At 71.6% G+C, this 10739-nt stretch carries 8 protein-coding genes; 5 read left to right on the top strand and 3 right to left on the bottom strand.

What is annotated here, in order from left to right:
• The 3 genes from PLL68_RS01055 to ptsP form a co-directional block, all read left to right on the top strand.
• Positions 1 to 1861: fructose-specific PTS transporter subunit EIIC (locus PLL68_RS01055; protein WP_324530816.1), on the top strand; the 1861-nt coding region annotated here is incomplete at its 5' end.
• A 130-nt stretch (positions 1862 to 1991) separates the two neighbouring features.
• Complete coding sequence (locus PLL68_RS01050; RefSeq protein ID WP_159903301.1) at positions 1992 to 2261, top strand: HPr family phosphocarrier protein; 270 nt, start codon at positions 1992 to 1994, stop codon at positions 2259 to 2261.
• A 5-nt stretch (positions 2262 to 2266) separates the two neighbouring features.
• Entirely contained in the window at positions 2267 to 3949 is a 1683-nt protein-coding gene (gene ptsP / locus PLL68_RS01045) for a phosphoenolpyruvate--protein phosphotransferase (RefSeq protein WP_324530812.1), read from the top strand.
• 25 nt (positions 3950 to 3974) lie between these two features.
• On the opposite strand, the gene PLL68_RS01040 is transcribed toward ptsP, so the two are convergent.
• Positions 3975 to 5381 (bottom strand): ATP-binding protein, encoded by a 1407-nt coding sequence (locus tag PLL68_RS01040; RefSeq protein WP_324530811.1) that lies wholly within the window; start codon positions 5379 to 5381, stop codon positions 3975 to 3977.
• 130 nt (positions 5382 to 5511) lie between these two features.
• Positions 5512 to 7401 (bottom strand): metallophosphoesterase, encoded by a 1890-nt coding sequence (locus tag PLL68_RS01035; RefSeq protein ID WP_324530808.1) that lies wholly within the window; start codon positions 7399 to 7401, stop codon positions 5512 to 5514.
• A gap of 178 nt (positions 7402 to 7579) precedes the next feature.
• Between PLL68_RS01035 and glmU the strand changes: the two genes are divergently transcribed.
• Both glmU and PLL68_RS01025 read left to right on the top strand, forming a co-directional pair.
• Positions 7580 to 9061 (top strand): bifunctional UDP-N-acetylglucosamine diphosphorylase/glucosamine-1-phosphate N-acetyltransferase GlmU, encoded by a 1482-nt coding sequence (gene glmU / locus PLL68_RS01030; protein ID WP_324530806.1) that lies wholly within the window; start codon positions 7580 to 7582, stop codon positions 9059 to 9061.
• Entirely contained in the window at positions 9058 to 10059 is a 1002-nt protein-coding gene (locus tag PLL68_RS01025) for a ribose-phosphate diphosphokinase (RefSeq protein ID WP_324530804.1), read from the top strand. The genes glmU and PLL68_RS01025 overlap by 4 nt, the downstream gene beginning before the upstream one ends.
• A 10-nt stretch (positions 10060 to 10069) precedes the next feature.
• Here the strand turns inward: PLL68_RS01025 and PLL68_RS01020 are convergent, their stop codons facing one another.
• Entirely contained in the window at positions 10070 to 10624 is a 555-nt protein-coding gene (locus PLL68_RS01020; RefSeq protein WP_324530803.1) for a CGNR zinc finger domain-containing protein, read from the bottom strand.
• Positions 10625 to 10739 lie beyond the last annotated feature (115 nt).

The following is a 10739-nucleotide window of genomic DNA, read 5'->3' as shown; positions in this document are numbered from 1 at the left end:
CCTCGTCTTCCTCATCGCGGCGCCGGCCGGCGGCGGTGACGCCCACATGCAGATGTTGCCCAAGCTCGCCCGGGCGCTGATGAAGAAGGACTTCAAGGCCGCCCTGGCCGCCGCCACGACCGAGGCCGAGGTGGTGCGCATCGTCGAGGCCGAGGTCTCCCTCGACAGCGCACCCCAGGGAACCGGCACAGCCGAGGTCGCCGCCGCCACGGCCGCCTCCGCCCCCGCGGCCACGGCTGCCGCCACGAGCTCGGATGCCGCTGCCCCGCCCGCCGTTGCAGCCCCGGCCGCCGCTGTCGTCGCGGACGCACCCCGCTCGATGAACCTCGTCGGGGTCACCTCGTGCCCGACCGGTATCGCCCACACCTACATGGCGGCCGAGGGTCTGGAGAACGCGGCGAAGGCCGCTGGGCACACCATGAAGGTCGAGACCCAGGGTTCTGCCGGGTCCACCCCGCTGTCCGCGGCCGAGATCGCCGCCGCCGACGCCGTGATCTTCGCCCACGATCTCCCCGTCAAGGACGCCGGTCGCTTCGCCGGCAAGCCGACCGTCGACGTCGGGGTCAAGAAGGGCATCTCCGACGGCCCCGCGCTCGTCGCGCAGGCCGTCGCCCTGGCCGAGCAGTGGAAGGCCGACCCGAGCCTGGCCGCTGCGGCAGCGGCAGCCGGCCCCGCGGCATCCGGTGGTGGCGGGCTCGCCAGCAAGGTCGACTCGGAGGCCGGCCTCGGCACGCGCGTCCGCCAGTGGCTGATGACCGGTGTGTCGTACATGATCCCGTTCGTCGCCGCGGGCGGCATCCTCATCGCCCTGGGCTTCATGCTCGCCCAGCTCGCGATCGGGGAGCAGGGCGCGATCGAGATCGTCAAGTACGGCCTCACGGCTGAGGGCGAGTTCAACATCACCCAGAACTTCAACGTCTTCAGCGGCACGTCCTGGGCGGCGCTGCTGTTCGTCATCGGCGCCGCGGCGTTCGGGTTCCTCGTGCCGATCCTGTCGGGCTTCATCGCCTTCGCCATCGCCGACCGTCCCGGCCTCGTGCCCGGCATCGTCGGCGGCTCGATCGCGGCGACCATGGGCGCCGGCTTCCTCGGCGGCCTCGTCACCGGCATCGTCGGTGGTCTCGTCGCCCGCTGGATCTCCGGCTGGAAGGTCCACAAGGGGGTGCGCGGGATCATGCCCGTCGTCGTCATCCCGCTGCTCTCGACGCTCATCACGGCAGGCCTGTTCATCACCCTGCTCGGTCGCCCGATCGTCGCCCTCACCGAGGCCCTCAGCGACGCGCTGTCCGGCCTCAGCGGCACCAGCGCCATCCTGCTCGGCGCGATCCTCGGAGCGATGATGGGCTTCGACCTCGGTGGTCCGGTCAACAAGGTGGCCTACGCCTTCGCCACCGCGGGCCTCGCCGGTGCGGGTGCCGCGGCCGACTCTCCCGAGCTGAAGATCATGGCGGCGGTCATGGCCGCAGGCATGGTCGCCCCGCTCGCCATGGCCCTGGCCACCACCGTGCGGCCGGGCCTGTTCTCGGAGCCCGAGCGTGAGAACGGCAAGGCGGCCTGGCTGCTCGGTGCGTCGTTCATCTCCGAGGGCGCGATCCCGTTCGCGGCTGCTGACCCGATCCGCATCATGGCCTCCTCGGTCGTCGGTTCGGCCATCACCGGGGCGCTGGCCATGGCCTTCAGCGTCGGTATCCGGGCCCCGCACGGCGGCATCTGGGTGCTCCCGATCATGGGCAGCGTCAGCCAGGTGCTGCTCTTCCTCGTGGCGCTCGCCATCGGTGTCGTCGTCATGGCGTCGATCGTCATCTTCCTGAAGTCCCGCGACACCAAGCTGGCTGAGGTCGAGGCAGTCGCCACCGTCTGACAGTCTTCGGTGGGGCTGCCCGTCAGCCCCACCGAACAGCTGTTCCACCGTCACCCACCTGACCGGCCACGTGGCACCGAGCCACGCGGCATCCGTCCACCGCACCACCCGTTCACAAAGGAGCACCCTCATGGCACAGCGCACTGTCACCATCGCCTCGTCAGTCGGCCTGCACGCCCGCCCGGCCGCCCTGTTCGTCGAGGCCGCGGGGGAGACCGGGCTCGACATCGAGATCGGCCGCCCCGGTGAGGACGCAGTCGACGCCACGAGCATCCTCGGTGTCATGGCGCTCGGCGCCAAGCACGGCGAGGAGATCGTGCTGACCGCTGAGGGCGACGGGGCCGACGAGGCCCTCGACACCCTCGTGGCCCTCCTCTCGCGCGACCTCGACGCGGAGTGACCGAGGTGACCGCGACGGAGACCCGGCAGGGCATCGGCGTCAGCCCGGGGTCCGCGTACGGACCGGTGGTGCAGGTCTCGCCCCCCGTCCGGCCGCCGGCCGACGAGCCGCCGGCGCAGGACCGCGAGGCGGCGCTCACCGACGTCAAGGCGGCCTTCGAGTCCGTCGCGGTCGCCCTCGAGGGCAAGGCCAGGCACGCCGACGACACCGCCCAGCAGATCCTCAAGGCCACGGCGCTCATCGCCCGTGACAAGGGTCTGGTCAAGGCCGCCGGCAAGCAGCTCGATGCCGGCCGCGGGCGGGCGAACGCCATCGCCAACGCCGTCGAGGAGTACTGCGCCCAGTTCGAGGCGCTCGGGGGGTACTTCGCCGAGCGGGTCACCGACCTGCGCGACGTCGGCTCCCGAGCGGTCGCGGCGGTGCTCGGGGTCCCTGCCCCGGGGGTCCCCGACTTCACCGAACCGAGCGTCATCGTCGCCGAGGACCTCGCTCCCGCGGAGACGGCGACCCTCGACCGAGCCCTCGTCGTCGGCATCGTCACCCAGGAGGGGGGGCGAACGAGCCACACGGCGATCCTCGCGGCCCAGATGGGCATCCCGGCCGTCGTCCAGCTCAAGGGCGCGACCGGCATCCCCGCCGGGACGTTCGTGGCCCTGGACGGCGACTCGGGTGAGGTCACGATCAACCCCGACCCCTCGATCGTCGAGGAGCAGAAGCAGCGTCGCGACAAGCGCGCTGCGGCCCTGGCCGGCACCAGTGGCCCGGGCACCACGCGCGACGGGCACCACGTCGCGCTGCTCGCCAACATCGGCGGGGTCAAGGACGCCGAGGAGGCCGGGGCGCTCGACCTCGAAGGGGTCGGGCTGTTCCGCACCGAGTTCGTCTTCCTCTCGGCCGACAAGGCGCCTACCGTCGAGGAGCAGACCGAGATCTACCGCAAGGTCATGGCGCCGTTCGGCGACCGCCGGGTCGTCGTGCGCACCCTCGACGCGGGAGCGGACAAGCCGTTGGCCTTCGCCGACCTCGGCCCGGAGGAGAACCCGGCCCTGGGTCGACGCGGACTGCGGTTGTCGGCCGAGCGCCCCGAGCTGCTCGACGCCCAGCTCGAGGCGTTGTCGATCGCGGCGAAGGTGACCGGGGCCGACGTGCGCGTCATGGCTCCCATGGTCGCCACCGTCGAGGAGGCCGCCTGGTTCGCCCGGCGGGTCCGCGAGAACGGGCTGCCCAAGGGCGGCGTCATGATCGAGGTCCCGGCGGCGGCCCTGCGTTCGGCGCACGTGCTGGCCGAGGTCGAGTTCGGCAGCATCGGCACCAACGACCTGGCGCAGTACACGATGGCCGCCGACCGGATGCAGGGTGAGCTGTCCGACCTGCTCGACCCCTGGCAGCCAGCGGTGCTCGACGTCGTGGCGGCCGCCTGTGAGGGTGCCGCCAGCACGGGTCGGCCGATGGGGGTGTGCGGCGAGTCAGCAGGTGACCCGTTGCTCGCCCTCGTGCTCACCGGCCTCGGCGTGTCGAGCCTGTCGATGGCCCCGAGCAAGGTGCCGGTCGTGCGGCTGGCGCTGTCGCTGCACAGCCTGCCAGAGTGCCAGGGCATCGCCGCGGCAGCCCGCGCGGCGGCCACGGCGCGTGAGGCCCTCGAGGCCGTGCGCGAGCTGGCCCGTGACGAGCTGACCGACCTGCTCTGACACCTCTTCTGGGCGACGGTTGCGGTCAGCGCTGGATGAGGGGCACCGCGACGTCGCTGCCACCCTCGTAGGTCAGCCGTTCGCGCATCCGGGCCAGCATGGACACCGGGGCGAACCCACCCGCGAGCAGCGCCTCACCCTGCACGAACCCGGTCGAGGCGTGCAGCATCGCCTGCGGGGCGAAGCCGAACGTGCGCCCGAGCTCGACGATGTCGTCAGGGCTGTTCATCCGCATGAGCATGAGCTTGTCGCACTGACTGAGGATCTGCGGGTGGATCTTCGACGGCCGCTGTGAGGACAGCAGCAGCCACAGGCCGTACTTGCGCCCTTCCGCCGCGATCTGGATGAGCCGTTCCAGCACGAGCTGCGCCACCGGGTTGCTCGGATCGGCCCGGCACAGGTTGTGGGCCTCGTCGATGACGAGCAGGGTCGGCACCCGGCTCTCGCGCTCGCTCCACAGCCGATCGAGCACCTCGAGGCAGATCGACAGCGGCTCGGCAGGGTCGTCGAACCCGCCGAGGTCGAGCACGCTCACCCCGGTGCCGTTGGTCGCCACGTCGGCAGCGGAGGGCTGCTCACCAGCCCAGGCCTCCCACTCGGTCATCCCGAGGTTCTGGATGCGCTGCAGCAGGCGCCGGTCAGCGGCATCACCCGCCTGCATCCGCACGAGCAGCTGCCCGAGGTCGCGAGCCTCGCCCGCGTCGGCGAGCAACCGCACGAAAGCGTTGTACAGGTCCTCGTCGCGCACCGGGTCGAGCTGGAGCACGGCCGCCTGGGCCTGGCGGGCCATGGTGCGAAAGCGCAGGCGGAGCGGCAGGGCGTCGCCGTTGCGGTTGGCGTCCGAGCGCAGCACCCGCACGCCCCGCTGACCGATGCGGGCGGCATCCGCCTGTGGCGTCTCCGGCTTGGTCTCGCCGAGCCGGACGAAGTCGGCGTTGGGGTCGACGATCACCATCCGCAGGTCGGTCGTCAGCATGAGCCGCTCGAGGAGCACCCCGAGCGCGTACGTCTTGCCGGATCCGCTCTGCCCGCACAGGAACGTGTGGCGGTTGAACCCCGCGGTACGCAGGTTGGCTGTGGTCCCGGGGCTGGCCGTGGTCCACCGACCCACGGCCAGGTCCGCCCCGGTGCTGGCCTGCAGCCCGGCCAGCTGTTCAGCGGATGCCGGTGAGACCGGGCTGGAGAAGCTCGGGCGCTCGGACCGCTGGAGCCGGCCGTCGGGGGCCAGCGTCCCGAGGACGACCCCGGACCCCGCCGCTGCCGAGCCGTCGTCGACCGACGGCTCGGTCAGCACCTGCCCCAGGACGAGGTCGCCGGTGTCGGTGGAGGCGACGACCACGTCACCGGGGAAGAAGGTCGACCCTTCTCCCGGCTCCAGACGAAAGGTGCGCCCGTCGCGGGACGAGGCCACAGCCCCTGCTGCCGTTGTCATCGTGTGCTCCTCCGCTGGTCCCGGCCCGGGACGGTGCGCCCGGGCATCGTGCCGCTCACATCATGGTGGATCCGGGCAGGTACGCGCGGTCCATTGGACCGCCGCAGGACGCCCGACCCGCACCTGCCTCCTACGGCCTGGAGACGGTGAACGTGTCGGTCAGCTGCCCGCCCGAGGTGCGCACCAGGCTGTAGGTGAGCTGCGCCGCCGTGGCGTCGATGCTCGCGAAGCCGTAGACGAAGCCACCGGGGCTGTTCGTGCCGTTGGCTGCGGCCCAGATGTCGGTCTTCGCCCGGACGGGTCGGGCCTCGTGGCCACCGTTGCCGACGACGGCGAGGACCGTGCCTGCCCCCTTGAGGTACTGCCCGTCGCGGTCGACGACGACCGGGGTCCGGGTGGTGCCGGTGAGCTGGTGGCTGCGGCTGTAGTTGTGGTCGTGCCCGGAGAGCACGAGGTCCACACGCTCGCGGACCATGAGGTCGGTGAGGTCCCGGGAGGATTCGCAGCCATGGGTACCGACGGTGAGGCACGGCTTGTGCATCCCGACGACCACCCACTGCCCGTCCGCCCTGGCCTGCCGGATCACGCTCGTCAGCCACGCGGCCTCGGGTGACCCGGACCGGTAGGTCCTGGTGCCGGTCGACAGCGCGATGGCCGGACTGATGAGGATCGCGCGTACCGGGCCGGAGTCGACCCAGTAGTCCTTGCCGTACGTTCCCGTGACCCCGACCCGGTCGGGAAGGCACCTGGCGAAGTTCTCGATGGTCCCGTTACGGGTCAGCGTGTCCTCGTGGTTCCCGGCCACGACCAGGGTGGGGCCCGGGACCCGGGAGTTCACGAAGGAGCAGTAGGCCGGTTCGCGACCGACCGACTGGTAGGACAGGTCGCCGACGATGAGGTTGAGATCGGCCCTGCGAGCGCCCATGCCGGCGAAGACCCCCGCCGCTGCCCGGTCCATCCCGGTGTCCGCCGTCACGGCCAGGCGGACCTTCGGCATGAGCCGTACCTGGACGGCCTCGATGCTGCGGCCCTGGCCGGTGGTGCCGGCCACGGCTCCCTCGGTTCGCCAGGGTTGCCAGCCCAGGCCGGCGACGTGCGCCCGGTACTCGATCCCGTGTCGGGCGGCGCCAGCCCCGGTGAGGGTCACTTGCAGGGCCTCCACGGCGAGGGAGCGGCCGGTGGTGCCGGCGGTCTCGGAGGAGCTGCGCCAGGCCTGCCAGCCGATGGTCGCGACGTGGGCGCGGTAGCGGATGACGGTGTCGGGGGCGGTGGTGCTCAGGCGCAACGCCTGCAGGTCCAGGGACCGTCCGGTGGTGCCCGCGGTGGCGCCGTCGCTCACGGGTGGCAGCCAGCCCAGGTTCTGCACGTGTGCCGTGACCGTGGCCGAGGGTCGCGTCGTGAGCCGTACCTGGACGGCCTCGATGCTGCGGCCCTGGCCGGTGGTGCCGGCCACGGCTCCCTCGGTTCGCCAGGGTTGCCAGCCCAGGCCGGCGACGTGCGCCCGGTACTCGATCCCGTGTCGGGCGGCGCCAGCCCCGGTGAGGGTCACTTGCAGGGCCTCCACGGCGAGGGAGCGGCCGGTGGTGCCGGCGGTCTCGGAGGAGCTGCGCCAGGCCTGCCAGCCGATGGTCGCGACGTGGGCGCGGTAGCGGATGACGGTGTCGGGGGCGGTGGTGCTCAGGCGCAACGCCTGCAGGTCCAGGGACCGTCCGGTGGTGCCCGCGGTGGCGCCGTCGCTCACGGGTGGCAGCCAGCCCAGGTTCTGCACGTGTGCCGTGGAGGAGACCGACGGCGTGGTGGGGCCCGGTGCCGCGGGCGCGGGTGCCTGGGGAGCGGTTGTACCTGGCACTGCCGCGACGGACGGTGCCGCGACGGACGGTGCCGCGACGGACGGTGCCGCGGCGGACGGTGCCACGGCGACCCCGACGACCGTGAGGGCGAGCACCAGCGCCGTGCCGACACGACCAAGACGGGCTCGATGGCCCCATCGGTTCTGGTGCTGCGGCGTGGTCGACGGCATCGGGTGTTCCTCTCCGGCCTCGCGGCGGCATCGCCGGGCCGTTCCCATCATGGCGGATGCGGTGTGTTCACGGTGGCACCACGAGCCGGGGCGGCGGTGTCGTGCCGTGCGGTGGTGGCGGCGCGGGTAGCATGACGTCGTCCCGTGGCACCTCGCTTCTCATCTGGAGTTCCCTCGCGTGAGCACCCCCCGCCCGGCTGCTGTCATCGTCCTCGCCGCGGGTGAGGGCACCCGGATGAAGTCCTCGACACCCAAGGTGCTGCACCGCATCGGTGGCCTGACGCTGGTCGGCCACGCGATCCGGGCCGCCCGGGAGACCGGGGCCGAGCACGTCGGCGTGGTGGTCCGCCACGAGCGCGACCGCGTCGTCGAGCAGTGCACCGCCCTGGATGCCGGGCTCGTCATCGCCGACCAGGACGACGTCAAGGGCACCGGCCGCGCCGTCGAGTGCGGCCTCGAGGCGCTGCCGGCAGACCTGTCGGGCACGATCCTCGTCACGTACGGCGACGTTCCGCTGCTCACCGGCGACACCCTCGTCCAGCTCACGGTGTCGCACCAGGAGTCGGGCAGCGCGGTGTCGGTCGTCACGGCGCACCTCGACGACCCCACCGGGTACGGCCGGGTGGTGCGCGATGCGCAGGGCCGGGTCGAGCGCATCGTCGAGCACAAGGACGCCACCGCCGACGAGCTGGCCCTCACCGAGATCAACTCCGGGATCTACGCGTTCGACGCCCAGGTGCTGCGCGCCGCGCTCGCCCAGGTCGGCACGGACAACGCCCAGGGTGAGAAGTACCTGACCGACGTCATCTCCATCGCGCGCGATGCCGGCCGCCCGGTGCGGGCCCACGTCATCGGTGACCGGCTCCAGACCGAGGGCGTGAACGACCGCGTCCAGCTCGCCGAGCTCGGCCGTGAGCTCAACCGCCGCGTGTGCGAGCGGCACATGCGGGCCGGAGTGACGATCGTCGACCCCGCGACGACGTGGATCGACGTCGACGTCAGCATCGGCCAGGACGCGACGATCCTGCCCGGCAGCCAGCTCCTCGGGGCCACGAGCATCGGCCCGGATGCCGTGATCGGGCCCGACTGCACCCTCACCGACACCGAGGTCGGTGCCGGGGCCAGCGTCACCCGGGCCGTCACGAACCTCGCGGTCATCGGCGACGGGGCCACGGTCGGGCCCTACTCCTTCCTGCGCCCGGGCACCCGCCTCGGCGCCCGGGGCAAGATCGGCGGGTTCGTCGAGACCAAGAACGCCGACATCGGTGAGGGTGCCAAGGTGCCCCACCTCACGTACGCGGGCGACGTCACCATCGGGGCCGGCGCCAACATCGGTGCCGGCACGATCTTCGCCAACTACGACGGGGTGGCCAAGCACCACTCGGTCATCGGCAGCCACTCCTTCGTCGGGTCGAACTCGGTCGTCATCGGCCCGGTCGACGTCGCCGACGGTGCCTACGTCGCTGCCGGGTCCACCCTGACCCAGGACGTCGAGCCGGGCGAGATCGCCGTGGCCCGGGGCCAGCAGCGCAACGTGAGCGGCTGGGTGGCCCGAGCCAGGCATGGAACGGCGACCGCGGTGGCAGCCGCCGCGGCCCAGAAGGCGGGCGAACGGCATCCGAGCCCTGCGACGACCACCGCGGAAGGTGACCAGCAATGAGCAGCAACCGACCGCCGTCGGCCAACATCCGCAAGCGCCCCAAGAAGCAGCTCATGCTCTTCTCGGGGCGGGCCAACCCCGAGCTGGCGCAGGAGGTCGCCGCGCAGCTCGGCACCGAGCTCGTGCCGACGAGCGCCTACGACTTCGCCAACGGCGAGATCTACGTGCGCTTCGAGGAGTCGGTGCGCGGGTCGGACGCCTTCGTCATCCAGAGCCACACGAACCCCATCAACGAGTGCATCATGGAGCACCTGCTCATGGTCGACGCGCTCAAGCGGGCCAGTGCCAAGCGGATCACGGTCGTGATGCCGTTCTACGGATACGCGCGCCAGGACAAGAAGCACCGTGGTCGCGAGCCGATCAGCGCGCGCCTCATCGCCGACATGTTCAAGACCGCCGGGGCTGACCGGCTCATCTGCGTCGACCTGCACACCGACCAGATCCAGGGGTTCTTCGACGGGCCGGTCGACCACCTGATGGCCATCCCGATCCTCAGTGAGTACGTCGCCACGAAGTACGGCGACCAGGACCTCGCGGTGGTGTCGCCGGATGCCGGTCGCATCAAGGTCGCGGAGCAGTGGTCCAAGCGTCTCGGCGGTGCTCCGCTGGCGTTCATCCACAAGACGCGCGACATCAACCGGCCGAACGAGATGGTCGCCAACCGGGTCGTCGGTGACGTGCGCGACCGGGTGTGCGTGCTCGTCGACGACATGATCGACACCGGCGGCACGATCGCGAAGGCCGCCGACGCGCTGAAGGCCGACGGGGCCAAGGCCGTCATCATCGCGGCGACGCACGCGATCCTCAGCGACCCGGCGGTGGAGCGACTGCGTGACTGCTCGGCGGTCGAGGTGATCGTCACGAACACGCTGCCGATCCCGCCCGAGAAGCAGATCGACGGCATCACCGTGCTCTCCATCGCGCCGCTCATCAGCGCAGCGGTCAAGGAGGTCTTCGAGGACGGGTCGGTGACCAGCCTGTTCGGCGGCCGCGCCTGAGCCTGCTACATCAGGTGTCGGCGGCCTTGCGTGCGCGATAGGCCGCCACGTTGGCCCGTGTCCCGCACGTGCCGTCGCAGAACTTGCGTGAGCGGTTCTTGCTGAGGTCGATGATGAGGTCGTCGCAGTCGTCCCCGGCGCACACCTTGAGCCGGTCGATCGCCCCGGCGCGGATGACGTCGACCAGGGCCATGCCGACCTCGACGGCGATCCGGTCGGCGATCGGCGCGTCGTCCGGGGTGGCGTGGATGTGCCAGTCGAAGTCGCCGTGGCGCACGAGCTGGGGGAGTGCGCGGCCTTCGCGCAGCAACGCGTTGGTCGCATCGACGAGGTCGTCCTCGGGCAGCCCCCAGATCTGCCGGATCCTCGGGCGCAGCCGCCGCACGGCGTCCGCCTCGGCCTCGGTGCTCGGGTGGCGACCGGTCCACTGCCATCCGTGCATCCACTCGACGAGCGCTGCGACGTCGGGCAGGTCCTCGCGGTGCTCGCTGCCCAGGGCGGGGCCGGTGTTGACCAGGGCCGCAGCGTGCATGAGCGTCATGTCCGTGTCATAGGTGAAAATCATCTTGACTCCTGACAATTGCGGCAGCTAACGTCATCGGCAACAGCCTACTTTGCTCCTGACACATCCGCCGCGAACCCGCGCCGGCAGGGCGCTGTCACGAGAAATCGAGGAATGT

The organism is Ornithinibacter sp. (assembly GCF_035443565.1).
Lineage (GTDB): Bacteria > Actinomycetota > Actinomycetes > Actinomycetales > Dermatophilaceae > Fodinibacter.
Note: the sequence above shows the minus strand (reverse complement) of the source record. Positions and strands in the feature narration are given on the sequence as shown.

Bases quoted from the DNA above. Each gene is read 5' to 3' on its own strand.
- PLL68_RS01020 (WP_324530803.1), bottom strand. From the start codon at position 10,624: ATGATTTTCACCTATGACACGGACATGACGCTCATGCACGCTGCGGCC.
- PLL68_RS01025 (WP_324530804.1), top strand. From the start codon at position 9,058: ATGAGCAGCAACCGACCGCCGTCGGCCAACATCCGCAAGCGCCCCAAG.
- PLL68_RS01040 (WP_324530811.1), bottom strand. From the start codon at position 5,381: ATGACAACGGCAGCAGGGGCTGTGGCCTCGTCCCGCGACGGGCGCACC.
- PLL68_RS01050 (WP_159903301.1), top strand. From the start codon at position 1,992: ATGGCACAGCGCACTGTCACCATCGCCTCGTCAGTCGGCCTGCACGCC.
- PLL68_RS01035 (WP_324530808.1), bottom strand. From the start codon at position 7,401: ATGCCGTCGACCACGCCGCAGCACCAGAACCGATGGGGCCATCGAGCC.